Origin of the sequence: Kitasatospora paranensis, from assembly GCF_039544005.1 — a bacterium.
GTDB lineage: Bacteria > Actinomycetota > Actinomycetes > Streptomycetales > Streptomycetaceae > Kitasatospora > Kitasatospora paranensis.
In genome coordinates this window covers 2,539,626-2,566,594 of record NZ_BAABKV010000001.1, presented here as the reverse complement: position 1 = coordinate 2,566,594, position 26,969 = coordinate 2,539,626, and the positions used below count along the sequence as shown (strand labels likewise).

At 73.7% G+C, this 26,969-nt stretch carries 16 protein-coding genes and 4 pseudogenes; 12 read left to right on the top strand and 8 right to left on the bottom strand.

Going from position 1 to position 26,969, the window contains the following annotated elements:
- Positions 1 to 3: 3 nt before the first annotated feature.
- From ABEB13_RS12615 to ABEB13_RS12605, 3 genes and pseudogenes are all read left to right on the top strand, one after another.
- Positions 4 to 2,726 (top strand): annotated as a pseudogene (locus ABEB13_RS12615) (alpha/beta fold hydrolase).
- Positions 2,723 to 3,569 (top strand): annotated as a pseudogene (locus ABEB13_RS12610) (ABC transporter permease). The pseudogenes ABEB13_RS12615 and ABEB13_RS12610 overlap by 4 nt, the downstream one beginning before the upstream one ends.
- A 166-nt stretch (positions 3,570 to 3,735) precedes the next feature.
- Entirely contained in the window at positions 3,736 to 6,393 is a 2,658-nt protein-coding gene (locus ABEB13_RS12605; RefSeq protein ID WP_345705584.1) for an MXAN_6230/SCO0854 family RING domain-containing protein, read from the top strand.
- 42 nt (positions 6,394 to 6,435) lie between these two features.
- Here ABEB13_RS12605 and ABEB13_RS12600 read toward each other — a convergent pair whose 3' ends face one another.
- Entirely contained in the window at positions 6,436 to 8,043 is a 1,608-nt protein-coding gene (locus tag ABEB13_RS12600; protein ID WP_345705583.1) for an alkaline phosphatase D family protein, read from the bottom strand.
- 358 nt (positions 8,044 to 8,401) lie between these two features.
- Here ABEB13_RS12600 and ABEB13_RS12595 point away from each other — a divergent pair, with 358 nt between their 5' ends.
- The 3 genes from ABEB13_RS12595 to ABEB13_RS12585 are packed head-to-tail and all read left to right on the top strand — an operon-like array spanning position 8,402 to position 11,742.
- Entirely contained in the window at positions 8,402 to 10,627 is a 2,226-nt protein-coding gene (locus ABEB13_RS12595; protein WP_345705582.1) for a M9 family metallopeptidase, read from the top strand.
- 60 nt (positions 10,628 to 10,687) lie between these two features.
- Positions 10,688 to 11,320 carry a dienelactone hydrolase family protein gene (locus ABEB13_RS12590; protein ID WP_345705581.1) on the top strand — a complete coding sequence of 211 codons (633 nt, stop codon included), beginning with the start codon at positions 10,688 to 10,690 and terminating at the stop codon, positions 11,318 to 11,320.
- A 2-nt stretch (positions 11,321 to 11,322) separates the two neighbouring features.
- Positions 11,323 to 11,742: a DUF3052 domain-containing protein gene (locus tag ABEB13_RS12585; RefSeq protein ID WP_345705580.1), complete on the top strand. Its 420-nt coding sequence runs from the start codon at positions 11,323 to 11,325 to the stop codon at positions 11,740 to 11,742.
- Between the two features lie 21 nt (positions 11,743 to 11,763).
- Here ABEB13_RS12585 and ABEB13_RS12580 read toward each other — a convergent pair whose 3' ends face one another.
- From ABEB13_RS12580 to ABEB13_RS12570, 3 genes are all read right to left on the bottom strand, one after another.
- Complete coding sequence (locus ABEB13_RS12580) at positions 11,764 to 12,429, bottom strand: hypothetical protein (RefSeq protein ID WP_345705579.1); 666 nt, start codon at positions 12,427 to 12,429, stop codon at positions 11,764 to 11,766.
- A gap of 62 nt (positions 12,430 to 12,491) precedes the next feature.
- On the bottom strand, positions 12,492 to 13,829 hold the full coding sequence (locus ABEB13_RS12575) for a DUF2252 domain-containing protein (RefSeq protein ID WP_345705578.1): 1,338 nt from the start codon (positions 13,827 to 13,829) through the stop codon (positions 12,492 to 12,494).
- A 74-nt stretch (positions 13,830 to 13,903) separates the two neighbouring features.
- Positions 13,904 to 14,539 carry a hypothetical protein gene (locus tag ABEB13_RS12570; protein ID WP_345705577.1) on the bottom strand — a complete coding sequence of 212 codons (636 nt, stop codon included), beginning with the start codon at positions 14,537 to 14,539 and terminating at the stop codon, positions 13,904 to 13,906.
- A gap of 249 nt (positions 14,540 to 14,788) precedes the next feature.
- On the opposite strand from ABEB13_RS12570, the gene dnaE reads away from it, so the two are divergent.
- On the top strand, positions 14,789 to 18,322 hold the full coding sequence (gene dnaE, locus ABEB13_RS12565; protein WP_345705576.1) for a DNA polymerase III subunit alpha: 3,534 nt from the start codon (positions 14,789 to 14,791) through the stop codon (positions 18,320 to 18,322).
- Positions 18,323 to 18,409: 87 nt separating this feature from the next.
- On the opposite strand, the gene ABEB13_RS12560 is transcribed toward dnaE, so the two are convergent.
- Positions 18,410 to 19,051, bottom strand: a complete 642-nt coding sequence (locus ABEB13_RS12560) for an RDD family protein (RefSeq protein ID WP_345705575.1) — start codon at positions 19,049 to 19,051, stop codon at positions 18,410 to 18,412.
- Between the two features lie 154 nt (positions 19,052 to 19,205).
- Positions 19,206 to 19,652 carry a type II toxin-antitoxin system PemK/MazF family toxin gene (locus ABEB13_RS12555; RefSeq protein ID WP_345705574.1) on the bottom strand — a complete coding sequence of 149 codons (447 nt, stop codon included), beginning with the start codon at positions 19,650 to 19,652 and terminating at the stop codon, positions 19,206 to 19,208.
- Positions 19,653 to 19,747: 95 nt separating this feature from the next.
- Here ABEB13_RS12555 and ABEB13_RS12550 point away from each other — a divergent pair, with 95 nt between their 5' ends.
- Positions 19,748 to 20,509, top strand: coding sequence for a class I SAM-dependent methyltransferase (locus ABEB13_RS12550; protein ID WP_345705573.1), 762 nt, complete (start codon positions 19,748 to 19,750; stop codon positions 20,507 to 20,509).
- An 18-nt stretch (positions 20,510 to 20,527) separates the two neighbouring features.
- Here the strand turns inward: ABEB13_RS12550 and ABEB13_RS12545 are convergent, their stop codons facing one another.
- Together ABEB13_RS12545 and ABEB13_RS12540 are read right to left on the bottom strand one after the other, a co-directional pair.
- Positions 20,528 to 20,674 (bottom strand): hypothetical protein, encoded by a 147-nt coding sequence (locus ABEB13_RS12545; protein WP_345705572.1) that lies wholly within the window; start codon positions 20,672 to 20,674, stop codon positions 20,528 to 20,530.
- Positions 20,665 to 21,423 (bottom strand): LysR family transcriptional regulator, encoded by a 759-nt coding sequence (locus tag ABEB13_RS12540; RefSeq protein WP_345705571.1) that lies wholly within the window; start codon positions 21,421 to 21,423, stop codon positions 20,665 to 20,667. The genes ABEB13_RS12545 and ABEB13_RS12540 overlap by 10 nt, the downstream gene beginning before the upstream one ends.
- A 72-nt stretch (positions 21,424 to 21,495) precedes the next feature.
- On the opposite strand from ABEB13_RS12540, the gene ABEB13_RS12535 reads away from it, so the two are divergent.
- From ABEB13_RS12535 to ABEB13_RS12520, 4 genes and pseudogenes are all read left to right on the top strand, one after another.
- Positions 21,496 to 22,371 carry a dihydrodipicolinate synthase family protein gene (locus ABEB13_RS12535; protein ID WP_345705570.1) on the top strand — a complete coding sequence of 292 codons (876 nt, stop codon included), beginning with the start codon at positions 21,496 to 21,498 and terminating at the stop codon, positions 22,369 to 22,371.
- 239 nt (positions 22,372 to 22,610) lie between these two features.
- On the top strand, positions 22,611 to 23,636 hold the full coding sequence (locus ABEB13_RS12530) for an aspartate-semialdehyde dehydrogenase (RefSeq protein ID WP_345705569.1): 1,026 nt from the start codon (positions 22,611 to 22,613) through the stop codon (positions 23,634 to 23,636).
- Positions 23,637 to 24,607: 971 nt separating this feature from the next.
- Positions 24,608 to 25,791 (top strand): annotated as a pseudogene (locus ABEB13_RS12525) (NYN domain-containing protein).
- A 175-nt stretch (positions 25,792 to 25,966) separates the two neighbouring features.
- A pseudogene (locus ABEB13_RS12520) lies at positions 25,967 to 26,955 on the top strand (ABC transporter ATP-binding protein).
- Positions 26,956 to 26,969: the final 14 nt, after the last annotated feature.

Here is a 26,969-nt window from a genome sequence, read left to right as displayed (position 1 = left end):
GGCCTGGCGCAGCCGGCTGAAGAGCGGCGCGCGCTGGTGGCGTTGCTGGTGGTGGCGGTGCTGGTCGTCGTGGGGGCGGTCGGTACCGCCACCGGCGCGTCCGGGCCGGGAGTCCGGCAGGAGGACCGCTTCCTGACCATGCCGGAGACCCCGGGCAGCTCCGCCACCGTGCGGATCGACACTTCCTTCTTCACCACCGGCTCCACGCCGCGCCCGGCGATCCTGCTCGCCCACGGCTTCGGCGGCTCGAAGGACGGCGAACGGGACCGCGCCCGGCAGCTCGCCCGGGCCGGCTACGCGGTGCTGACCTGGTCCGCCCGCGGCTTCGGCCACTCCACCGGCAAGATCGGTCTGGACGCCCCCGACCGCGAGATCCAGGACGTCCGGCACCTCGTCGACTGGCTCGCGAAGCGGCCCGAAGTCCGGCTCGACGCGCCGGGCGACCCCGGGTGGGCATCACCGGCGCCTCGTACGGCGGCGGCGCCGCCCTGCTCGGCGCCGCGTACGACCCGCGGATCGACGCCGTCGCCTCCGGCATCACCTGGTGGAACCTCGCCGACGCGCTCTTCCCGCAGGGTGTGCAGGGCGGCGCCGCCGCCGACGGCGTCTTCAAGAAGCTGTGGGCCGGGATCTTCTTCACCACCGGCTCGGCCGGCGACCTGACGGCCCGGCCGGGCGCCCCGGCCGCCGCCGGCCCGGTCGGCTGCGGCAGGTTCCTGGACTCGCTCTGCGCGATGTACAACCGGGTCGCCACGGCCGGCCGGCCGGACGCCGACGCGGTCACGGTGCTGGAGAAGTCCAGCCCGTCCTCGGTCGCCGACCGGATCAAGGTCCCGACCCTGGTCGTCCAGGGCCAGCAGGACTCGCTGTTCCCGCTCGACCAGGGCGACGCCATCGCGAAGGCGGTCGCCGCGAACGGCGCGCCCGTCGCCGTGGACTGGTTCGCCGGCGGGCACGACGGCGGCACCGAGGGCAGCGAACGCACCGACGCCCGCGTCACCGCCTGGTTCGACCACTACCTGGCGGGCAGGCCCACCGACACCGGCCCCGCCTTCCGGGTCACCCGCACCGGCGGCGTGGACTCCACCGGCTTCCAGGCGGTGCTGCGCGGCGCGGACGCGGACACCTACCCGGGCCTCGGCGGTACCGCCACCCGCAGCGTCGAACTCGCCGGCCGCGAGCAGGAGATCGCCAACCCGCCGGGCGGCGCCCCGCCGAACATCTCCTCCGTGCCCGGGATCGGCGCGCTCTCGCAGGCCGCCTCGCTCGGGGCCGGCCTCGCCCTCGACTTCCCCGGCCAGTACGCAGGCTTCGACTCGGCGCCGCTCGCCGCGGCCGTCGACCTCACCGGCCGTCCCACCGTCCGGGTCACCGTGCACGCCGACCGGCCCGACGCGGTGCTCTTCGCCAAGCTCTACGACGTCGCGCCGGACGGCAGGCAGACCCTGCCGCAGCAGCTCGTCGCCCCGCTGCGGGTCACCGGCGCAGACGCGCCCGGCGGACGCACCGTCACGATCGCCCTGCCCGCCGTCGACCACTCCTTCCCGGCCGGTCACCGGCTGCGTGTGGTGCTGGCCTCCACCGACCTGGCGTACGCCTCGCCGGCCGCGCCCGCCACCTACCGGATCGCGGTGGCCGGGCCGCTCGCCGTGCCCACCGTGACCGGGCTGCACACCGAGTCCGCGCCGCTGCCCGCCCGGGTCTGGGTGCTGCCGCTGCTCGCGATCGCCGCCGCGGCCGCCCTCGTCCTCGGCCGCCGCCGGCGGCGCCCGCAGCTGCCGACCGACCCGGCGCTCGCCGACGTGCCGCTGGAGATCACCGGCCTGAGCAAGCGGTACAAGGGCGCGGCCGACCGGTACGCGGTGCGCGACCTGTCGTTCCGCGTCGAGCAGGGCCAGGTGCTCGGCCTGCTCGGCCCCAACGGGGCCGGCAAGACCACCACGCTGCGGATGCTGATGGGCCTGATCGGGCCCGACGCCGGCGAGATCCGGATCTTCGGCCATGCCGTCCGGCCGGGCGCACCCGTCCTCTCCCGGGTCGGTGCCTTCGTCGAGGGCGCCGGCTTCCTGCCGCACCTCACCGGGCGGGCCAACCTGCGGCTGTACTGGCAGGCCACCGGCCGTCCCGAGGAGGACGCCCACCTGGAGGAGGCGCTGGCCATCGCCGACCTCGGCGAGGCCCTCGACCGGGCGGTGCGCACCTACTCGCAGGGCATGCGCCAGCGCCTGGCCATCGCCCAGGCCATGCTGGGCCTGCCCGATCTGCTGATCCTCGACGAGCCCACCAACGGCCTCGACCCGCCGCAGATCCGCGAGATGCGCCAGGTGATGATCCGCTACGCGGCCGCCGGGCGCACCGTCATCGTCTCCAGCCACCTGCTGTCCGAGGTCGAGCAGAGCTGCACCCACCTGGTGGTCATGGACCGCGGCCGGCTGATCACCGCAGGCGCCGTCGCCGACGTCGTGGGCGGGGGCGAGGAGGTGCTGGTGGCGACCGCCGAGGGCTACGGCCCGGCCGAGCTGGCGGTCGCCGCGGAGAAGGTCGCGGCCTTCGACGGTGTCGACTCCGCCGCCGTGGTCGACGGCGGGCTGCTGGTGCGCCTGGACGGCGCCACCCCGGCCCGGCTGATCGCCGAACTCGTCCGGCTCGACGTCCCCGTCGCCGGGGTCGGGCCGCACCGCCGCCTGGAGGACGCGTTCCTCTCCCTGATCGGAGGCACGGCATGAGCGCCAGCACGGCAGCGACGGGCTACAGCGCCCGCCGCACGCTGCCCCTGAGGGTCGAGGCCGTCCGGCAGCTGCGCCGCCGCCGCACCCTGGTGGTCGGCGGGGTGCTGGTCGCGCTGCCGTTCATCGTGCTGCTCGCCTTCCAGATCGGCGGCACCCTCCCGGCCGGACCGCACCACCTTCATCGAGCTCGCCACCGCCTCCGGGCCCAACTTCGCCGCCACCATGCTGTTCATGGGCACCGGCTTCCTGCTGGTCATCCCGGTGGCGCTGTTCTGCGGCGACACCGTGGCCTCCGAGGCCAGCTGGTCCTCCCTGCGCTACCTGCTGGCCGCACCGGTGCCCCGGGCCCGGCTGCTGGCCCGCAAGTTCACCGTCGGGGTGGCGTTCTCCGCGGCGGCCGTGCTGCTGCTCCCGCTGGTCGGGCTGGCCGTCGGCACCGCCGCGTACGGCTGGGGCGACCTGCGGCTGCCCACCGGCGCCACGCTGCCCGCCGCCGAGGCGCTGCCCCGGCTCGGCCTGGCCGTCGCGTTCATCCTGCTCGGCGAACTCGTCATCGGCGCCCTGGCGTTCTGGCTGTCGACCGCGACGGACGCCCCGCTGGGCGCGGTCGGCGGCGCGGTCTTCCTGGCCATCATCAGCAGCGTCCTGGACTCCATCACCGCCCTCGGCGGCCTGCGCGAGTGGCTGCCCGCGCACTGGCAGTACGCCTGGGCCGACGCCCTCCAGCCGCAACTGGAGTGGGGCGGCATGATCCAGGGCGTCTCGCTGTCGCTCTCGTACACGATCGTGCTGCTGGCCGTCGCCTTCCGCGGCTTCGCGCGCAAGGACATCGTGTCCTGACACCCCGCCGAAAAAGCAGTGGGCGTCCGGCGGCGGCTTCGCTAGGGTCCTCGCTGCGGGCGGCTCCGCGGCGTGCTTCCTTCTCCACCCTTCCGAAACCAGCCAGTGCGCCCCCTCTCCGCCCGCCTCTCTCTTTTCCCGTACGCCTTCTCGGGGGATCCCGCGTATGACCCGAGTCGCCTCGACCGATGTCGACCTCGACTCCTTCCTGCTCCGCCGCCGCGGCGTCGTCTGCGTGCCGACCGGCGACCTGCTCCCCGCCACCGACCCCTGGAGCGCCGACGGCCTGGTGGCCCTGGACGCCGACCTCGCCCAGCGCGGCTACCTGCTGACCGGCGGACTGCGCACCGCACTGGCCCGCTCCACCCCCACCGCGCTGGCCGCGACGGGCGGCGGGCTGCTCGCCCGGATCGACCACCTGCTCGGCGCGGACCGCCGGCACCTCGCGCTCTTCCACCGCTTCCCCGACGCGGTGCCCGATCACGCGCACATCCTCTACTCGCGCAGCATCCGGGCGTTCCTGCTCAACCAGCCGCGCCAGCCGTGCGCGCACTGCGGCCGCACCGGCGCCGAGGCCGGGATCGGCGCCCTCGCCCCCTGCGCCCACCTGCTGTGCGCGGGCTGCCACGCCGGGCTGGTGGCCGAGCGACGGGCCGACCGCTGCCCGCTCTGCGGGACGGGCCTGGCCGCAGGCACGTACCTCGGCGCGGACAACCCGGCCGGGCACCGGGCCGCGCAGGACTTCGGCGGGCAGCAGACCCTGCGCCCGCTGCGGCTCGCCGAGGGCGATGCGGTCACCGTCGCCCTCGCCGACCTCAGGCGGCTGCTCGCCCGCCGGACGCCTCTCAACCCGCAGGACCGCGAGGACCTCGCCGCACTCCTCACGCTCGCCCCCGCCGACCTGCCCGAGCGGCTGCCGGAGCAGATCCCCGTCCGGGAGACCAAGGCGACGGTGCTCGCCGCGCTGCTCCGCCGCGACCGGGCCCTGGCCCTGCCGGTGCTCGCCGCGCGGATCGACACCGCGACCGACGTGCTGCGGGTGCTCTGGGCCTGGTCGGGCGCCGAGCCCGACCTGCTGCCCGCCACCGCCCGCCGACTGCGGCTGCGCAACCTGCCGCGCCCGCTCCGCCGCGACCTGCTGGCGATCCTGGACGGCCTGGGGCCGGGCCCGCTCGCCGAGGACCTGCGGCGGCACCGCTCCGCCTGGCTGCGGGCCGGCGAACTGCTCCACCCGTTCGAGTACCGCGAGCGGTACCCGGCCGTGGCGGCGGCGTTCGCCCTGCTGCGCGGCACGGACCTGCGCGACCACCCGGTCGGTGCCGCCTTCGCCGAACCACCCGCCCCGCTGCGGGTGGTGGAGTCCGGCGGCCGGACCCGCCTGGGCTTCACCGGCTTCGCCGGGCGGGTGGAGATCCTACTGGCGGCCGGCGACGCACCGGGCGCCGCCCGGGTGCTGGCCCGCCGCCCCGGCGAGCTCGCCCGCCGGCTCCACCACCTGCTGCGGGTGCACGAGAACGCGGTCCCGGGCGCGCCGTTGCCGCAGGAGACCCTGCGCACCGTCGCCGGGGCGCTCCGCGGCGCCGCCCCCGGCCCGCTGCTCGGGGCCTACGGCCGGCTGCGCGGCGCCCGGGAGCACGGCGAGCGGCGGCTGTACTTCCCCCGGGGCACGGTGTCCCTGGCGCACGCCCGCCGGGACGAGGGCACGGTCGTGCCCGCGGCCCTCGGCGCACCGGTCTGCTCGGTGATCGAGACGGAGCTGCTGCGGCGGGCGGGCGGTGAGCGCCTCGACCTCGCCGTGCTGGACGAGGCGCTTTCCGACCTGATGGTGCCGTCCGCCGAGCGGGCGGCGGCCCGCACGCTGGTCGCGGTGCCGCGGGGCAGTCGCCAGCGGCTCCCGGGCGGCGACCGGCTGCGGCTCTTCCTGCACTGGATGCAGCCGGAGCACCTGCGGGTGGACCTCGACCTGTCGGTGGCGCTGTACGACGACGACTGGCATTTCACCGGGATGTGCGACTACACCGAGCTGGTGCACGGCGACCGTGCGGCCGTGCACTCCGGCGACCTCGTCTCCGCGCCGCCGCCGGACGGCGCCACCGAGTTCGTCGACCTCGACCTCGCGCGGCTGGCCGCCGGCGGCGCCCGCTGGGCGGTGGTGGTGGTGTTCAGCTACAACGACGTCCCCTTCGAGGAACTCACCGATGCGTTCGCGGGGTTCATCCAGCTCGACGCGGCGGACGGGGCGGTCGGGCACTTCGACCCGAAGGCCGTCCGGCAGCGGCTGGACCTGATGGGAGACGCGAAGGTCTGCGTCCCGATGATCGTCGACCTGGCGGACCGCCGGTACACCTGGACGGATCTCAACACCGGTGCGGACGGCGGCTTCCACAGCATCCGCCGGTACCACGACGAGGTGGGCGGGCTCTGCCGGGACGTCCTGGCGCACTTCGCGCCCGGCGGCCGCGCCACGCTCTGGGACCTGGCCTGCGCGGTGGCCGCCGCGGGGACGGACGAGGTGCTCGTCCGCGACCGGGACGGCGGGGGCGTGCGGGCGTGGCTGCGCGGCACGGACGAACCGGTGGAGCGGTTCGCCGACCGGCTGCGCGCACGGCGCGCCCCCGATCGGCCGGAGCCCCGGTCGCTGACCGAACGGCTCACCGGGGCAAAGGCGTTCGCTGCGCTGGTCGACGGTGACGTACCCGCTCCCGAGCAGGTCTCCGGAGCGGTGTACCGGCTGTACCCGGGGCCGCTGGACGCTGCTCCCGAGGCATGGGAGCGGCTCACCGCCGGAGACCTGGCGGCCCGGTTCGCACCCCGGACGCACTGACGGCCCGGGCCGCCCGCGGGGTGCGCGGGCGGCCCGGCGGTGTCACTTCACGGGCGCCCAGGCGCGCTCGACCTGCTGGCTGCCCGTCCTGGTCCGGTAGGAGCGGGTCCACTTGGTGGTGGCGTCCTTGCGGGTGCGGTCGGAGAGGACGTAGTAGTCCATCTGGACGGCCTGCGGGGTGATGTCGAGGACGCCGTAGCCGTGCGAGTCGAGGTCGACCCACTTGATGTGGCGGTTGGCGGCCTCGATCGCGGCCACGCCCACCAGCGAGAGGGTCTGCGGGGCGACGTGCAGGAAGTCGTCGACGTTGTCCGAACTGACCGAGGTGACCACGAACTCGGTGGCGACGCTGCCCGAGCCCGGGTAGGTGGCGGCCTCGTACGGGACGTCCGCGGCCCAGGCCGAGTGGATGTCGCCGGTCAGGAAGACGGTGTTGCCGATCCCGTGGTCCTTGAGGTGGCCGAGGAGTTCGCGCCGGTCGTGGGTGTAGCCGTCCCACTGGTCGGGGTTGACCGCCAGGCCCTCGCCGGGCAGGCCGAGCATCTTGGCGAGCGGGCGGAGCAGGAAGTCGGGCAGCGAGAAGAACGCCACGGGGGAGATCATCACCTCGTTCCCGATCAGCCGCCAGGTGGTGTCGGAGGCGGACAACCCGGACTTCAGCCAGTCGAGTTGTGCCCGGCCGGTGATGGTGCGGTCCGCCGAGTCGATGTCGCCGCTGCCGACCTTGGCCTGCGCGGAGCGGAACGAGCGCAGGTCGAGGAGGTGCAGGTCGGCCAACTTGCCGTAGCGCAGCCGGCGGTAGGTGGTGCCGGCGACGGACGGCCGGACGGGCATCCACTCGAAGTAGGCCTGCTTGGCCGCGGCCATCCGGGCCGACCAGTCGCCCTCGGTGGCCGGGGTGTGGTTCTCGGCGCCGCCGGACCACGCGTCGTTGGCGAACTCGTGGTCGTCCCAGATGGCGACGGTCGGGACGAGCGCGTGCAGCGACTGGAGGTCGGTGTCGGTCTTGTACTTCCCGTGCCGGGTGCGGTAGTCGGCCAGCGTGAGGATCTCGTGGGCGGGCTCGTGCGGGCGCACCACGGTGCCGGCGGCGCAGAACTCGCCGCTCTTGTATTCGTAGATGTAGTCGCCGAGGAAGAGGAAGACGTCGAGGTCGCCGCGGGCCGCGAGGTGCCGGTACGCGGAGAAGTACCCCGCCTCCCAGTTGGCGCAGGAGGCGACGCCGAGCCGCAGCCGGTCGAGGGCGGCGTCGGCCTTCGGCGCGGTGCGGGTCCGGCCGACCGGCGAGGTGGTGCCGCCCGCGGTGAAGCGGTACCAGTACGGGGTGTCGGCGTCGAGGCCGCGGACGTCCACCTTGACGGTGTGGTCCGAGGCCGCGCTGCTGGTCACCGTGCCGCTGGCGCGGATCGAGGTGAACGCCCGGTCGCCGGCGAGCTGCCAGACGACGTCGGTGTCCGGCCCGGCCCCGGAGCCGGGGACGGCGTCGGGGGTGGGTGTCACTCTCGTCCACAGCACGAGGCCGTCGGGGAGCGGGTCGCCGGAGGCGATGCCGTGCAGGAACTGCGGGGCGGTGGCGGCGGTGGCCGTCGATCCGCCCGCGGCGAGGGGAAGGACGGCCGCGCCCGCGGTCAGGGCGGCGGCCTTCAGCACCCGGCGGCGGCGCGGCCGGGGGTGGCGGGGGACACGGAGTCGGTGGGCTCTGTCACGCCCCCAGAGCCTACTGATGAGTAATCAGATGTCCAGACTTCGGGACGACTGTTCGTTCGGTCTTCACCGCGACGCCCTCTCCCGGGGGCCCAACTCGGCGGCCGTGGCACCGATGTGACGATGCAGGAGGGTTCCGCCTGCCATGTGACGTGTGCAATGGTACATGTCACACCTTCAAGGGCGGGGTCCTCCGCAGCCCCACTGCGCAGCCCTGCCCGCAACCCCAACCGCCGCTCCCCATGCGGCGGTCGACCGGCCCGGAGGCCCCCACGTGCGCTACTTCCGGATATCCGTGCGGCACGTGACGCGAGGACTCACCCTCGCCGTCGCCTGCTGCCTCGCCCTCTCGCTCTTCTCGGCCCACACCCGGGCGGCCGCCGCGAGCCGGCCCGCCCCCGCCGCGGCCCCCGCCCACCGGGGCACCGCCCCGCAGGCCGCCGCCGCAACCGACTCCCTGGTGCACCAAGGGAGTTCGGACCTCGCGGCACGCGCCCCGCACACCCCCGTCGACCACCCGGCCCGACCCGCCGCGGCCCTGGCCCGCCCGGCCGCCGCAGCGGCCTGCGCCGTCGGCGACTTCACCGGCCGCACCGGCAGCGCCCTCGTCCAGCAGATCAGGGCCGCGAGCGTCGACTGCGTCAACTCGCTCTTCACGCTGACCGGCACCGACGGCTACGGCGCGTTCCGCGAGGCACAGATGGTCACCGTCGCCGACGCCCTGCGCGACGTCTCCGCCGCCTACCCGGGCGACGACAGCACCTCGGCCACCCAGCTGGTGCTCTACCTGCGGGCCGGCTACTACGTGCAGTGGTACCACCCGGCCGACGTCGGCACCTACGGCAGCACCCTGCAGAGCGCGATCCGCGGCGCCCTCGACGCCTTCTACGCCGCCCCGCACTCCCGCGACGTCACCGAGGCCAACGGCCGCACCCTCGCCGAGGCCGTCACCCTGATCGACAGCGCCGCCGAGAACGCCCGCTACCTGTCGGTCGTCATCCGGCTGCTGTCCGGCTACAGCAGCGCCTACGACGCGTCCGGGTCCATGGTCGCCGCCGTCAACAACACCTACACCGTGCTCTGGCGCGGCCACCAGTCCGCCGACTTCGTCACCGCCGTCCGGGCCGACCACAGCGTCCTGGACGCCCTGTCGAACTTCGCGATCACCAACGACGCCCTGCTCGGCACCGCCCAGGGCTACCTCACCTCCAACGCCGGCCGCGAACTCGCCCGCTTCCTCCAGTACGCCGACCTCCAGCCCGTCGTCCGGCCGCTGGTGCAGAACCTCCTCGGCCGCAGCGCCATGACCGGCCGCACCGCCCAACTCTGGATGGGCATGGCCGAGATGGCGGACGGCTACGACCAGGCCGACTGCGCCGGCTACGGCACCTGCGACCTCGCCGCCCGGGTCAAGGCCGCCGTCCTCACCACCACCTCCACCTGCTCGCCGAGCATCCGCATCCTCGCCCAGCAGATGTCCGCCGCCGAACTCGCCGCCACCTGCACCAGCCTGACCGGCCAGGACGCCTACGTGCACGGCATCGTCCGGGACAGCGGCCCGGTCGCCGACGACCGGAACACCACCATCGAGGTCTGCGTCTTCGACTCCAGCACCGACTACCAGACCTACGCCGGCGTGATCTACGGCATCGACACCAACAACGGCGGCATCTACCTGGAGGGCGACCCCTCCACGGCCGGCAACCAGCCCCGGTTCGTCGCCTACGAGGCCGAGTGGCTGCGCCCGGCCTTCCAGATCTGGAACCTCAACCACGAGTACACCCACTACCTCGACGGCCGGTTCGACATGGCGGGCGACTTCTCCGCCGGCCAGACCACCCCGACCGTCTGGTGGGTCGAGGGCTTCGCCGAGTACGTCTCCTACTCCTACCGCGGCGTCGACTACACCGACGCGATGACCCAGGCCGGCCGGCACACCTACGCGCTGAGCACGCTGTTCGACACCACCTACGACAACGCCGACCAGACCCGGGTCTACAACTGGGGCTACCTGGCCGTGCGCTACATGCTCCAGTCGCACCGCGGCGACATGGACGCGGTGCTCGCCAAGTACCGCACCGGCGACTGGAACGGCGCCCGCAGCTACCTGAAGACCACCATCGGCACCCGCTACGACGCCGACTTCGCCACCTGGCTGACCGCCTGCAGCGGCGGCACCTGCGGCAGCCTCCCGCCCGCCGACGAGTGCACCGCCGCCGACACCCGCCGGCTCGACAACGGCTGCCGCCGCTCCGGCCTGGCCGCCACCACCGGCAACTACAGCTACCTCTACCTGTGGGTGCCGGCCGGCACCGCCCGGCTGACCGTCACCAGCAGCGGCGGCACCGGCAACGCCGACCTGTACTGGAGCGGCACCGGCTGGGCCACCACCGGCTCCTACGGGGCCCGCTCCACGGCGGCCGGCAACACCGAGTCGCTGACCGTCGCCAACCCGCCCGCCGGCTGGAACTACGTCAGCCTCTACGCCCAGCAGGGCTTCACCGGCGCGGCCGTCACCACCTCGTTCTGACCCCTCCGCCCCGCACCCACCGGGCCCGGCTCGCCCCGCGAGCCGGGCCCCGCGGCACCGATGGGGGATCATGGACGGGTCGACGCCCACGAAGCGAAGGAACACCCGGTGGCCCAGATCGTCCTCTTCCACTCCGCCTTCGGCCTGCGCCCCGCCGTGCACGCCGCCGCCGACCGGCTGCGCGCCGCCGGCCACCAGGTCCACACCCCCGACCTGTACGACGGTCGCACCTTCGACACCGTCGAGGAGGGCATGGCGTACAAGGACGAGATCACCCACGACGAGCTGCTGCGCCGCGCGATCGCCGCCGCCGCGCCGCTGATCTCCCCGGACGGCCCCGGCCTGGTCTACGCGGGCTTCTCGCTCGGCGGCGCGCTGGCCCAGAACCTCGCGCTCGCCGACGAGCGGGCCGCCGGCCTGCTGCTCCTGCACGGCACCTCGGACATCCGCGACGACGCGGCGACCTCGGTGGCCGTCCAGCTGCACGTCGCCGAGCCCGACCCGTTCGAGCCGGAGGACTGGCTGAACGCCTGGTACCTGCGGATGACCAAGGCCGGTGCCGACGTCGAGGTCCACCGCTACCGCGGGGCCGGCCACCTCTACACCGACCCCGAGCTGCCGGACTGGGACGAGGAGGCCACCGAACGGACCTGGGCGGCCGCGCTGGACTTCCTCGCCGACCTGGAGGGCTGACCGTGCCGGCCGCCGGCTACTCGGGCATTCCGCTCCACCGCAAGCTCGGCATCGCGCCGGGCGCGGTGCTGCTGATCGCCGGCGCACCGCCCGGCTTCGCCGTGCCCGACCTGCCGGACGGCCTCACCCGCCAGAGCCGGCCCGACCCGGCCGAGCCGTTCGACGTGGCCCTCTGGTTCCCCGCCGACCGGGCGGAGCTGGCCGGGCGGCTCGCCGAGCTGCGGGCCGCCATGCGCCCGGCCGCCGGCCTCTGGGTCGCCTGGCCCAAGAAGTCCTCCCGGGTGGCCACCGACCTCACCGAGGACGTCCTGCGGGAGGTCGCCCTGCCCACCGGCCTGGTCGACAACAAGGTCTGCGCGGTGGACGCCACGTACTCGGGCCTGCGGTTCGTGATCCGGAAGGAACTGCGGACGGGGGAGTGACGGAGCCGGCCGTACCTCGCGTCAGTCCTCCAGGTCGTACCAGATGTTGAGGCTCCCGTCGGTGACGACGAGTTCGTTGTAGCCGAGGCTTCGACCGATCCGCTGATACCTGTCCAGGCGCCCCGGGCCGATCGGTACGAGGTACACCTTCATGGCCCGGAGGAAGAGCCGGAATCCGAGATCGGGCCCGAGCTCGGTGACGGCCTCCTCCAATGATGGAACGAGGGCTGGCAGCGGTGGCGCGTAGAGACTGGTGACAGCCTTCTGCGCCAGCGCGGGCCCGATGTCGCGAAGCTCCGCCAGGACCGCGTCCCGGATCTCCGGATGACCGGCCGGACCGGGCATCGCGGGGTCGAAGGACGGCTCCACCTCGCGGATGCAGGCGACGCAGGTGTCCGCGATCCGGAGCAGCCACGCACGGATGCCGAGACCGGCGGCCACCGGATCGAAGCGGGCCTCCGTTGCCGCCAGCCACAGGGTGGACAGCACGTCGTCGGAGAGTGAGGACTGCGTCAGACGGCGGACGTCCTCCACCACCTCCTCCGCGAAGGGTTGTCCCTCCACTTCGAGCACGTTCCGGGCGGTGCAGAGACAGCCGGCCTCGGTCCGGGGTACGAACCGGGACTGGACGACCCTGGTCAGTCCGCTGAGCCCGAAGTCCTCGTGGAAGTCGGCGCGCGGTTGCACGGAGGCAGCTCCCTTGGTGCCAAGCCCTGATCACGACGAATGGAACGTGGGTCCGGGCGTACCTACAGCCCCGGGATGCGCCCGTTGCGGAAGAGGTCGACGAAGATCTGGTGGTCGCGGCGGGCCCGGTCGCCGTAGGCGTGGGCGAAGTCCACCAGCATGGCGGTGAAGCCGTCCTCGTCGGCGGAGATCGCCGCGTCGATGGCGTGCTCGGTGGAGAACGGCACCAGGCTGTGGCCGCTGGCGGACTCCGCGGCGGCCGCGTGCATCACCGCGGTCGCCCGGCCCAGGTAGGCGGTGACCGCCAGCAGGTCGGCCGGCTCGTTGACGTCCGTCCAGTCCAGGTCGGCGGCGTACGGGGAGACCTCGGCGACCAGCTGCCCGCGGCCGTGCAGGGTGGTGTAGCCGAGCCACGGGTCGCTGTGCGCCTGCAGGGCGCGCTGCGAGATGACCGTGCGGTGCCCTTCGTGCTCGAAGTAGCCGCGGATCGCCGGGTCGGTGACGTGCCGGGCCACCGCCGGGGTCTGGCCCTGCTTCAGGTAGATGATCACGTCGTTCTCGAGGGCGTCGGTGTGCCCCTCCAGCAGCAGGTTGTACGACGGCAGGCCGGCGCTGCCGATGCCGATCCCGCGGCGGCCGACCACGTCCTTGACCCGCAGCGCGTCCGGGCGGGTCCGGGACGCCGGGGGCAGCGTATCCAGGTACCCGGCGAAGGCGGTCAGCACCTCGGCCCGGGTGTCGGCGTCCAGCTCGAAGGCGCCGCCGCCGATCCGGAACCGGCGGTCCCAGCCGTCGACCACGGTCTCCTCCTCCAGCAGCGCCACCCGGGTCTGCAGCCGGGCGCTGCGCAGCGTGTCGAGGATCGGGCCGTCCGCGGTGTCCAGGGTGTACCGGGCCGCGTCGCCGGAGCCCACCAGGGCGGCGATCTGCCCCCGGTAGGCCGCGGCGAAGGTGCGCACCAGGTCGGTGATGGTGTCGTCGGACAGCGCCTTGGCGTAGCCGATCAGGGCGAGGCTGGCGGCCAGCCGCTGGACGTCCCAGGTGAACGCGCCGACATAGGCCTCGTCGAAGTCGTTGACGTTGAAGACCAGCCGGCCCTCGGCGTTCAGGTAGGTGCCGAAGTTCTCCGCATGCAGGTCGCCGTGGATCCAGACCCGGCCGGTGTGCTCGTCGAGGAAGCGCTCGCCGTACGCGGCGAAGGGCCCGTCGGTGAGGTCCGCGTAGAAGAGCGCGGCGGTGCCGCGGTAGAACGCGAACGCGGAGGCCGCCATCTTGCGGAACTTGACCCGGAACGCCGCCGGGTCCTGGGCCAGCAGCTCGCCGAAGGCGGAGTCGAAGACCCGCAGGACGGTCTCGGCGCGGTCCGGTTCGCGGTCGGCGACGGTGGGCTGGTCGGGCATGTCGATCCTCACGTGCGTGCGGTGGTGCTGTGCGGTCCGGTGGCAGGGACGCCCGCCCGGGCCGCGGCGGTTCGTCAGGGGGACGGCGGGCCCTGCGGCGGACCCTGCGGCGGGGGCGGCGGGGTGTGCGGGCCGGGGGTGGTCGGCGGTATCGGCGGGTGCCCCTGGCGCTGCTGGGGCACGTACGGCGGGTACGGCAGGGCGGGCGGCGCCGGGGCCGCGGCCGGGGCGGGCGCGCGGGTGGCCAGCACGATCACCGCGACGGCGATCGCCAGCGCCACGGAGAGCACCAGGGTCAGGTTCAGCCACAGGTGGCCGATCGGCTGGGCGAACGCCTGCCGGGAGGTGGCCGAGAACAGCTGGTTGAGCAGGGACGCCGCGGACTGGTAGGCGCCGACCCCGAGCAGCGCGACGGCGGCCGGGCGCACCCAGCGCCCCTTGGTGAAGGCGCCGACCGCCAGGACCAGCAGCGCGACGCTGAAGGCGGCGTCCCAGCCGAAGAAGCCCACCGGTGCGTCGACGAAGTGGTCGTAGGTCAGCCCGAGCGCGTCCAGCAGGTAGACCGGGCCCTTCTGCGCGACGTCGTAGCCGAGCACCCCGAGTTCCGCGACCAGCTGCACCAGCAGCAGCACGCCGATGGCGACCAGCCCGCCGCCGCTCTGTTCGCGCTCGCGTACCACCGGACCGTACGCCAGCGGGCCGTAGGCCATGGGGAATCCTCCTCGTTCGTCGTGGGCCAGAGGCTAGCGGCGCCGATGACCGGGCGGGAACCCCGGGTGGTCATCCGTGACCGGGCGGGGGGCGAATGTGAGAGGCCGGAGGGCATCCGTGGCGGTCCCGTGACACCTGGGGCAGGGGACTAGACTCGGTCCCGCGAACCCGGAAGCCGTGGTCCGAGCCCCGGTGGTGGCTCGGGCCTCACGTGTTCCCGCCCGAACCCGGACCCCGGAGGCCCCGCCTTGAGCGACCAGCCGTACGCGCACCTGCACGTCCACACCGAGTACTCGATGCTGGACGGCGCCGCCCGGCTGAAGCAGCTGTTCAAGGAGGTCGAGCGGCTCGGCCAGACGCATGTCGCGATGACCGACCACGGCAACATGTACGGCGCCGCGGAGTTCCACAAGCAGGCGACGGCCGCCGGCATCACCCCGGTGATCGGCATCGAGGCGTACGTCGCCCCGGAGTCCCGGTCCAACACCAAGCGCATCCTGTGGGGCCAGCCGCACCAGAAGCGCGACGACGTCTCCGCGTCCGGCGCCTACACCCACAAGACCATCTGGGCCCGGGACAGGCAGGGCCTGCACAACCTCTTCAAGCTGACCTCGCGCTCCTACGCCGAGGGCTGGCTGGTGAAGTGGCCCCGGATGGACAAGGAGATCATCGCCGAGCACGCGGCCGGCCTGATGGCCACCACCGGCTGCCCCTCCGGCGAGGTGCAGACCCGCCTGAGGCTCGGCCAGTTCGACGAGGCCGTCCGGTCGGCCGCCGACTACCAGGACATCTTCGGCCGGGAGAACTACTTCCTGGAGCTGATGGACCACGGCCTCGACATCGAGCAGCGGGTCCGCGACGGCCTGCTGGAGATCGGCCGGAAGCTGAACATCCCGCCGGTGGTCACCAACGACTCGCACTACACCACCGAGTCCGACGCCGGCGCCCACGACCTGCTGCTCTGCGTGCAGACCGGCAAGAACCTCTCCGACCCGGACCGCTTCCGGTTCGACGGCACCGGCTACTACATCAAGTCGGCCGCCGAGATGTACGGCCTCGACTCCTCCGACGCCTGGCAGGAGGGCTGCCGCAACAGCCAGCTGCTGGTCGCCGAGCGGGTCGACACCACCGGCATGTTCGAATTCAAGAACCTGATGCCGCGCTTCCCGATCCCGGAGGGCTTCACCTCCGAGGCGGAGTTCTTCCGGGCCAAGGTCTGGGAGGGCATGGACTGGCGCTTCCCGGGCGGCTACGACGAGGAGCACAAGAAGCTCGCCGAGTACGAGATGGACACCATCGTCCAGATGGGGTTCCCGGCCTACTTCCTCGTGGTCGCCGACTTCATCATGTGGGCCAAGCAGCAGGGCATCGCGGTGGGCCCCGGCCGTGGCTCCGCGGCCGGCTCGCTGGTCGCCTACGCCATGGGCATCACCGACCTCGACCCGATCCCGCACGGCCTGATCTTCGAGCGCTTCCTCAACCCCGAGCGCATCTCCATGCCCGACGTCGACATCGACTTCGACGAGCGCCGGCGCGGTGACGTGATCCGCTACGTGACCGAGAAGTGGGGCTCCGACAAGGTCGCCATGATCGTCACGTACGGCACCATCAAGGCCAAGGCCGCCATCAAGGACTCCTCGCGCGTCCTCGGCTACCCGTACGCAATGGGCGACCGGATCACCAAGGCGATGCCGCCGGACGTCATGGGCAAGGGCATCCCGCTCTCCGGCATCACCGACTCCTCGCACCCCCGCTACGGCGAGGCCGGCGAGATCCGCGGCCTGTACGAGAACGACCCGGACGTCCGCAAGGTCATCGACACCGCGCGCGGCATCGAGGGCCTGATCCGCCAGCCCGGCGTGCACGCCGCCGGCGTCATCATGTCCGCCGAGCCGCTGACCGACCACATCCCGGTCTGGACCCGGCACACCGACGGCGTCACCATCACCCAGTTCGACTACCCCACCTGCGAGGGCCTCGGCCTTCTCAAGATGGACTTCCTCGGCCTGCGCAACCTCACGATCATGGACGACGCCGTCAAGGCGATCCAGAAGAACAAGGGCGTCAAGATCGAGCTGCTGGACCTGCCGCTCGACGACAAGCCCACGTACGAACTCCTCGCCCGCGGCGACACGCTCGGCGTCTTCCAGCTCGACGGCGGCCCGATGCGCTCGCTGCTGCGCCTGATGAAGCCCGACAACTTCGAGGACATCTCCGCCGTCCTGGCGCTGTACCGGCCGGGCCCGATGGGCGTCAACTCGCACACCAACTACGCCCTGCGCAAGAACGGCCAGCAGGAGATCACCCCGATCCACCCGGAGCTGGAGGAGCCGCTCAAGGAGATCCTGGAGCCCACCTACGGCCTGATCGTCTACCAGGAGCAGGTCCAGAAGGCCGCCCAGATCCTCGCCGGCTACTCGCTCGGCCAGGCCGACCTGCTGCGCCGCGCGATGGGCAAGAAGAAGAAGGAGATCCTGGAGGCGGAGTTCGTCCCCTTCCAGCGGGGCTGCCGCGAGCACGGCTACTCGGACGCCGCCATCCAGGCGGTGTGGGACGTCCTCGTCCCGTTCTCCGGCTACGCGTTCAACAAGGCGCACACCGCCGGTTACGGGCTGGTCTCCTACTGGACGGCGTACCTCAAGGCCAACTACCCGGCCGAGTACATGTCCGGCCTGCTCACCTCGGTCAAGGACGACAAGGACAAGTCCGCGGTCTACCTCAACGAGGCCCGCAAGATGGGCATCAGCGTCCTGCCGCCGGACGTCAACGAGTCGGACGCCGACTTCACGCCGCACGGCGACGACACCGTCCGCTTCGGCCTCACCGCCATCCGCAACGTCGGCGGCCCGGTCGTCGAGTCGATGATCCGCACCCGCAGGGCCAAGGGGAAGTTCTCCGCCTTCCCCGACTTCCTGGACAAGGTCGAGTCGGTGGTCTGCAACAAGCGCACCGTCGAATCCCTCATCAAGGCGGGTGCGTTCGACTCGCTCGGGCACACCCGCAAGGGCCTCACCGCGCAGTTCGAGCCGATGATCGACAACGTGGTCGGCGTCAAGCGCAAGGAGGCCGAGGGCCAGTTCGACCTCTTCGGCGGCGACACCGTCTCCGACGAGCCGAGCTTCGGCCTCGACGTGGTCTTCTCCGAGGACGAGTGGGACAAGGCGTTCCTGCTCACCCAGGAGCGCGAGATGCTCGGCCTGTACGTCTCCTCGCACCCGCTGCACGGCCTGGAGCACGTCCTCGCCGACAAGGCGGACTGCGCGGTCGCCGACCTCGCCGAGCGCCCGGACGGGTCGATCCTCCAGATCGGCGGCATCATCTCCGGCCTCCAGCGCAAGATGACCAAGCAGGGCAACGCCTGGGCGATCGCCACCGTGGAGGATCTCGCCGGCTCCATCGACTGCATGTTCTTCCCCGCCAGCTACCAGCTGGTCTCCTCCCAACTCGTCGAGGACGCCGTGGTGTTCGTCCGCGGCAAGCTCGACAAGCGGGAGGACGTGCCGCGGCTGATGGGCATGGAGCTGACCGTCCCCGACCTCTCCAACGCGCACGCCGAGCCGCCGATCGTGATCAACATCCCGAGCGGCCGGATCACTCCGCCGCTGGTCGCCCGGCTCGGCGAGGTCCTCACCCACCACAAGGGCTCGACCGAGGTCCGGCTGCGCCTGGAGGGCCCCAGCAGGACGACCGTGCTCCGGCTGGACCGGCACCGGGTCAAGTCCGACCCGGCGCTCTTCGGCGACCTCAAGCAGCTGCTCGGCCCGAGCTGTCTGGCGGTCTGAGCCTCCGGCACCGGCGGCCGCGCCGCCGCAACGCCGCAGGGGCCCGCCGAGCAGCGCTCGGCGGGCCCCTGCGGCGCGGTGGGGGCGTCAGCCCTCCTTGACCACCAGGGTCTTGGCGCCCTTGTCGTGCAGGCACTGCTGGAGCGGCTTGTCCCACAGCAGCCACAGGCAGTTGAGCAGCTGGAACAGCGAGCCGAGGCAGTACACGGCGCCGGGCAGGCCGTAGACCGCCGCGCGGATCCAGAACGCGTTGTCGGCCGGCCGGCCGCCGTTCGCGACGTCCACCACCCGGAGCTTCATGACCTTCTTGCCGACCGTCTGGCCGTGCTGGGTGAGCAGCATGGCCGCCTCGTAGCCGAAGACCAGCAGCCCGATGAAGACGTCGCCGATGATCGAGAACCCGATGATCGAGGAGACCACGATCACCGGGATGAACAGCACGGCGGCGTCGATCAGGCGGGCCAGGAAGCGGTCACCGGCCGAGGCGAGGATGCGCGTCCCCGGCGCCGGCGGCCCGCTGTACTGCCCGGGCGGGGTCAGCCAGAGCGGCCAGGCCTGCTGGCCGGCCGGCGGCGGGCCGTAGCCGGGCGCTCCGGGCGCGGTGCCGTAGCCGGCCTGGCCGTACGGCGGGGGAGTCCCGTAGCCCGGGGCCGGCGGCTGCTGCTGGCCGTACGGGTTCTGCTGGGGATCCGTCGGATAGCCGTAGCCTGACGGGTCGTTGCTGCTCATGCTCCGGGCTCCCGGTGACGTGGTGATGGTGCAGTGGTGATGGTGCAGCTGTTCTACCCGGCCGGGGCGGAAAACGGCGGATGATCGGTGAATCGTTATCAGCGGAAGCGGGGCGGACGCGGCCGGCCGGCCCCGCCCGCCCCACGGCGGACGGTCAGCTCCAGCGGTAGCGGCGGCGCAGGCTGTCCACCACCACGTTGAACCGGGCCCGGTCCAGGGCGCAGGCCTCGCGGCGCATGCCGCCGTCCCGGACCCGCATCACCCGGTCCAGCGCGACCCAGGAGTCGCGGCCCGACTTGTCCCACGGGCCGGCACCGATCGGCACCCAGTCCCGGTCGTGGTCGTGCCCCTTGCTGGACAGCATGACGGCCAGCAGGCTGCCGTCCTCCTCGCGCGCCACCACCAGCACCGGGCGGTCCTTGCCGCGGCCGTCCCGCTCCTCGTAGGGGACCCACGTCCAGACGATCTCGCCCGGGTCCGGGTCGCCGTCGTGCTTGGGGGAGTACTCGGTGCGGACGGCGCCCACCTCGTACGCCTCGACCTCGACCGTCGCGTCGGGGCCGTAGCGGCCGGGGACGTCCTCGTTGATCAGCTCTGCCATGGCCCGAAGGGTAGCGGCTGCCCACCGGCGGACGGGAGGTCGGTTCGTGGGGAAATCGAGTGGATCGCGTCGCCCGGCCGGGAGATGATCGGTCCATGGCACGCACCTTCGACGACCTGGTGGCCGAGGCCGACGCCGCCCCGATGGACGGCTGGGACTTCTCCTGGCTCGACGGCCGGGCCACCGAGCAGCGGCCCTCCTGGGGCTACCAGCGCCTGCTGGGCGGCCGGTTGGCCGGTGCGGCGGCGGCTCTGGACATCCAGACCGGTGGCGGCGAGGTGCTGGCGGGCGCCGGCCCGCTGCCCCCGCTGACGGTCGCCACCGAGTCCTGGCCGCCCAACGTCGCCAAGGCCACCCGGCTGCTGCACCCGCTCGGCGCGGTGGTCGTCGCCGACCCGGACGAGCCGCCGCTGCCCTTCGCCGACGAGGCGTTCGACCTGGTGAGCAGCCGTCACCCCGCGACCGTCCACTGGACGGAGATCGCCCGGGTGCTGCGGCCCGGCGGCAGCTACGTCGCCCAGCACGTCGGCCACTCCAGCGTCTTCGAACTCGTCGAGTTCTTCCTCGGGCCGCTGCCCGAGGCCGTCCGGCGCGGTCGCCACCCCGACGGCGAGCGCGCCGCCGCCGAGGCCGCCGGCCTGTCCGTCGCCGACCTGCGCTTCGAGCGGCTGCGGGTCGAGTTCCACGACATCGGCGCGGTCGTCTGGTTCCTGCGCAAGGTGATCTGGATGGTCCCCGGCTTCACCGTCGACGCGTACCGCGACCGACTGCGCGACCTGCACAGCCTGATCACCTCGCAGGGCCCCTTCGTCGCCCACTCCAGCCGCACCCTGTTCGACCTCCGCAAGCCCGCCTGAGGCTGCCCGCGGCAGCGCTCAGAGCGGGCCGGGCGGGCCGCCGAGCTCCGGCGGGACGGCGGTGTGGAGGGCGGCGGTGAAGGCGGCGACCGCGGGGTGCGCGGCCGCGCCGGCGCGGAATGCGGTGCGGGTGCGGCGGTGCATCGGCAGTCGGGTCAGCACCACGCCGGGGGCGGGTCGGCGGCGCCCAGGTGGGGCACGAGGCCGACGCCCTGGCCGACCGCGACCAGGGCGAGCACGGTGGCGAAGTCGTCCACCTGGTGGCGGACCTGCGGGGTGAACCCGGCGGCCCGGCAGGCCCGGACGGCCATCGCGCGGCACAGCGTGCCGGCCGGCGCGACGATCCACGGCGAGCGGCGGTGCCCGGCCACCGTGCCGGCGGCCGTCGCGGCGAGGTACATCGGCTCGGTGAAGACGGGCTGGGTGACTGCCAGGCCCGGTTCCGGCTCGGTGGGCACCAGGTCGTACTCGTGGACGAGGGCCACGTCCAACTCTCCGGCGCGCACCGCGGCAGCCACCGAGGCCGGGTCGACCTCGGTCACCATGGGCTCCAACCCGGGGTGCCGGGAGGCGAGTTGGGCGAGCGCATGGGGGATGATGGCGCGCGCCGCGGACGGGTAGGTGCCGATCCGCAGCGGCCCGGCGAGGCCCCGGCGGGCGTGCGCGAGTTCGGCGACGGCCTGCTCCAGGCGCTCCAGCACGGCCTCCGCGTGGCGGACGAGGTTCTGTCCGGCGGGGGTGAGCGCGACCCGGCGCCCCGTCCGTTCCAGCAGCGGCACCCCGGCCTCGCGTTCCAGCACGGACAGCTGCTGCGAGACGGCGGACGGGCTGAACGCGAGGGCCTCGGCCACCGCGGCGATCGTGCCGTGGTGAGCGAGTTCGCGCAGCAGGCGCAGGCGGCGGACATCGAGCATCGGCTCAGCTTACGAGAAGCCTCGGAAATGTGAACTGGACCTGCACGATCGCCGCGCGGCAGGCTCGTCGTCATGGAACTCCACGGCATCCACGTCCCCCTGGTCACGCCCTTCGCCGAGGACGGCTCCGTCGCGGCCGACGCGCTGGAGGGCCTCGCCCGCGACGCCCTCGCCGCCGGCGCGGCCGGCCTGGTCGCGCTCGGCACCACCGGCGAACCGGCCACCCTCTCCGAGGACGAGCGGCACACCGTGGTCGCGGTCCTCGCCGAGGTCTGCCGCGCGTACGGCGCCCCGCTGACCGTCGGCGCGGGCGGCAACGACACCCGGCGGTCGGCCGACGCCCTGGCCGCGCTGGCGGGCACCGCCGACGCCGCCCTGGTGACGGTGCCGTCCTTCCTGCGGCCGGGCGAGGCCGGCGCCCTGGCCCACCTCGCCCACCTGGCGGAGCGCAGCCCGGTACCGCTGGTCGTCTACCACATCCCGTACCGGACGGCGCAGCCGCTCGGGGCGGCCGCCCTTCGGGAGGTGCTGGCGACGCCGAACGTCGCGGGCCTGAAGTACGCGCCGGGCGGCATCGACCAGGACGCGGTGGAACTGCTCGCGGACGGCCCCGCCGGGGTGATGGCCGGCGACGACGTCTTCCTGTCGCCGCTGCTGGCGATGGGCGCGAGCGGCGGCATCCTGGCCTCGGCGCACCTGGCGACCGGCCGTTTCGTCGAGCTGGCGGACGCCTGGCACAAGGGCGACGCCGCGCACGCCCGCGACCTCGGGCGGCGGCTGGCCCGGCTCTCCGCGGCGGCCTTCGCCGAACCCAACCCGACCGTCGTCAAGGCCGTGCTGCACGCCCAGGGACGGATCCCCACCCCCGACGTGCGGCTGCCGCTGCTGCCCGCCGCACCCGGCCGGGTCGGCCCGGTGCTCGCGGCGCTGGCCGCCCTCGACGACTGATCCGTTCCGGTACGAATCGATTACGGACGAATCCCGGTGCGCGCCGAGCGGCCCCGCAGTTCTTGCGGACACCGCGGACTTCGCCCGCAGGGGCTTGCGGCCCCGGCCCGCAGCGGCCCGGGCGAGGCGGCCCACAGCGTGGGACGCCGCCGCGGCGCACCCGTCTGACAAGGCATGATGGCAGGGCGCGGAGGCGGGACGACACAGCCGGACGCGCACGACACTTCAGGAGGAGCAGGATGAGGATCGGCATCGTGGGTGCCACCGGCCAGGTGGGCGGCGTCGTCCGCAGCATCCTGGCGGAACGGGACTTCCCGGTGGAGCAGCTGCGGCTGTTCGCCTCGGCGCGTTCCGCCGGGCGGACGCTGCCGTGGAAGGACACCGAGGTCACCGTCGAGGACGCGGCCACCGCCGACTACAGCGGCCTGGACATCGTGATCTTCTCGGCGGGCGGCAGCACCTCCAAGGCGCTCGCGCCCAAGGTCGCCGCGGCCGGCGCCGTCGTCATCGACAACTCCTCCGCCTGGCGCCGCGACCCCGAGGTCCCGCTGGTCGTCGCCGAGGTCAACCCGCACGCGATCGCGGACCGCCCCAAGGGGATCATCGCCAACCCCAACTGCACCACCATGGCGGCCATGCCCGTGCTGCGCCCGCTGCACGACGAGGCCGGGCTGGTCTCCCTGGTGGTCTCCACCTACCAGGCCGTCTCCGGCAGCGGCGTCGCCGGCGTCTCCGAACTGCACGACCAGGCCCGCAAGGTGGTGGACGGCGCCGCGGCGCTCGCCCACGACGGGTCGGCCGTCGAGTACCCGGCGCCGAACGTCTACAAGCGTCCGATCGCGTTCAACGTCGTCCCGCTGGCCGGGTCGATCGTCGAGGACGGCTCCAACGAGACCGACGAGGAGCAGAAGCTCCGGCACGAGAGCCGCAGGATCCTGGAGATCCCGGAGCTCAAGGTCTCCGGCACCTGCGTCCGCGTCCCGGTCTTCACCGGCCACTCGCTGCAGGTCAACGCCCGCTTCGCCCGCCCGCTCACCCCGCAGCGCGCGGCCGAGCTGCTGGCCGGCGCGGCCGGTGTCGAGCTCACCGACATCCCGACCCCGCTGCAGGCCGCCGGCCAGGACCCGACCTACGTCGGCCGGATCCGCGCGGACGAAACCGTCGACAACGGCCTGTCGCTGTTCCTCTCCAACGACAACCTGCGCAAGGGCGCCGCGCTCAATGCCGTCCAGCTTGCCGAGCTGGTCGCCGCCGAGCTCGGCTGACCTCCCACGCGCCCGCCGGCGGCCCCGCACCCGTGACCCACGGGCGCGGGGCCGCCGCACGTCCGGGGCCCGCCGTCAGGACGGCCGGACGGGCAGCTCGGCGGAGGCCGCGTCGCCCGTCCACTTGTCGCCGGGGAGTACCACTGGAAGTCGCCGGGCCCGGTGACCTTCGCGGTGGCGGACACCGTGCCGGAGACCGTCGAGACGGCCTTGCCGACCGTCGTCCAGCGGTTCGACCCGGCCGGCCTGAACTGCAGGTACGCCACGCCCTCCGGGTACCCGTGGTAGCGGTTGTCCGTCCAGAAGGAGCGCGCCAGCCAGCCCTTCACGGTGACGCTCTGGCCCGTCCGGACGGCCGTCGGCACACCCGAGCCGGACAGCTTCGCGGCCCGCTTCAGCGAGAACCCGGCCGCGGTCTTGCCCACGTACCGGTCGCCGTCGTTCGCGGTGACCTTCAGGTCCACGAACCAGGTGCCCGCCTCGTCGTTGAAGACCTGCTTGCGCTTCGGGTCGACCGTCACCGTGCCACGGCAGGTGGACGCCTGCGCCGAGGTCGCGGTGCACCGCATCGGGCCGACCTTCAGCACCCCGTAGTTGGGGCCCCAGACGCCGATCGGATCCACCGCGCGGATCCCGGAGCCGTCCCGGGCCTGCACCTCCACCGGGAAGGTCGCCGGCCGGTCCGGGCCGAGCAGGATCGGCCGCCCGCCGTTGACGGTTATCGAGGTGACGGTCGTGTCGCCGTGCGAGGAGTCGGTGGTGATGGTGGGCACTGCGAGGACGGCCACCGCCGCACCCGCCGCCACCGCGCACAGCGCCCAGGAAGTCTTCCGCATGATGCCCCCAGTATCACCGCAACCGGCGGGTGCCCCGGACGCCGGTCCCGCCGTCGCGGTTCGGCGCCCGGCCACCGGGTAAGGCAGTGCCTAACCCCGCCCCACCGGGGGCGCCGCGAGGGAGAGGAGCGGGCCGTGGACCGCTGCGTTGTCCTGGTGGACGCCGGTTACCTGCTCGGCGCCGCCGCCAGCCTGCTCGTGGGCGAGCCCGCCCGCTCCCGGGTGAGCGTCGACCACACCGGGCTGGTCGCGGCACTGCGCGAACGGGCCGAGGCCGAGACCGGCCTCCCCTGCTGCGGGTCTACTGGTTCGACGCCGCCCCCGACCGAAGACCGCTCCCCGAGCACCGCCGGCTGCGGGTGCTGCCGCGGGTCACCGTCCGGCTCGGCGCGCTCACCCGCGCGGAGGGCCGCTGGGTGCAGAAGGGCGTGGACGCCGCGATGCACGCCGAACTCACCGAACTCGCCCGCAACCACGCCTGCTCCGACGTGGTCCTGGTCACCGGCGACGGCGACCTGCTGCCCGGCGTGATGTCCGCCAAGGAGCACGGCGTCGCCGTCCACCTGTGGGCCCTGCAGGCCGCGGACGGCGACTTCAACCAGTCCGAGGACCTCGTCGGCGAGGCCGACGAGCGGCGCGTCCTGGACCGTGCCTGGATCGAGAGCTGGGCGCGGCTGCGCGAGCTCCCCGGGGTCTTCCCCGCCCCCGGCGCCCCGCCCGGGATCGCCGCCGTCCTCGCCGCCCCGCCCGCGCCCCGCCCCGCCGAGCCGGCCCCCGCACGGCCCCAGCCCGCCGCCGCGCTCAAGGTCGTCCCCACCCCGAAGGACCTCGCCGACCGCGCCCCGCTGCCCCCCGGCGGGTCCGCCGCAGTCTCCGCCGCCGGGCCCGTCCTGCGCTGGACCTCCGAACGCGGCTGGCTCGACCGTCCCTACCCGCAGGGCACCCCGGCCTCCCCGGCCACCGCCGGCGACGCGCTGCCCACCCTGGCCCAGCTCACCACCTCCGCCCAGCGCTGGGCGGACCGCGAGGAGGACATCACCAGCATCGGCGGCGATCCGCACGAGGTCGGGCAGGTCTTCGCCCGCCGCTGGATCGACCGCCTCGGCGAGGTCGGCCGGCTGACCGTGCTGTGGACGGACTACCCGCGCATACCGCACCGCCTCGACGGCGAGCTGCTCCGCTACGCCGCCAGGTTCGGCCTGCTCGCCCACAAGGACGACCAGATCGACGAACACGACCGGTACGCCATCCGCGACGGCTTCTGGAAGGAGCTCGCCGTCCGCGTCCCCGGCGGCCAGGCCGCGATGGCCGACGACTAGGGCCGGACGCGGTACCAGGACTCAGGGCTCGTCCGACGACCGGGGCCGGACCGGGGGCAGCGGCCGGTGCGCCCCGGTCGTCCCGGATCGGCCCCGTTGTCCGGTTCGGCGGCGGCGGAGCGTAGAGTCTTCGGTCGTGAGCGACACCGACCGGCAGGCACCCGCGGCCCCGACCCTGGGCGCCGGCGGCAGGCCGGTCCCCGAGCCCTGCTGCACCGTCCGAGGGCTGGCCAAGACCTTCCGCAGCGGCCGCGGCGCCGAGGCCTGCGAGGTCCGGGCCAACGCCGGGATCGACCTCACCGTCGGCCGCGGTGAGATCTTCGGCCTGCTCGGCCCGAACGGTGCCGGCAAGTCCACCCTCGTGCGCCAGCTCACCGGCCTGCTCCGGCCCGACGCGGGCACCGTCGACATCCTCGGCCACGACATCGTCCGCCACCCCGAGCGGGCCGCCCGGCTGCTCGGCTACCTCGGCCAGGAGTCCACCGCGCTGGACGAGCTGACCGTCGCGCTGGCCGCCGAGACCACCGGCCGGCTGCGCGGTCTGACCCGCGCCCGGGCGCGCGCGGAGGCAGCCGACGTCCTCACCGAGCTCGGCCTGGAGCCGCTGGCCGGCCGTCCGATCGCCAAGCTCTCCGGGGGCCAGCGCCGGCTCGCCTGCTTCGCGGCCGTCCTCGTGGGGAGCGTCCGCTGCTCGTCCTGGACGAGCCCACCACCGGGATGGACCCGGTCGCCCGCCGGGCGGTCTGGGCCGCCGTGGACCGCCGCCGGGCGGAGTGCGGCACCACCGTCCTGCTGGTCACCCACAACGTGATCGAGGCCGAGACGGTGCTCGACCGGGTCGCCGTCGTGGACGAGGGCCGGGTGATCGCCTGCGACACGCCCGGCGGGCTCAAGGCGCTGGTCGACGGCGACGTCCGGCTCGACCTGGTCTGGCGCACCGAGGCGCCGCTGGACGTCCCCGCGGTCGCCCGGCTGGCCGAACGCGCCGAGCGCAGCGGCCGCCGCTGGACGGTGCGCACCACCCCCGAACAGGCCCGCGAGCTGGTCGCCGCCGTCACCGGCGGAGCGGCCCTCGCGGCGCTCGACGACTTCACCCTGGCCACCCCGAGCCTGGAGGACGCCTACCTCAAGCTCGGCGGCCGGCACAGCGGACTGGCGAAGTGAGGACTGCCGACGTG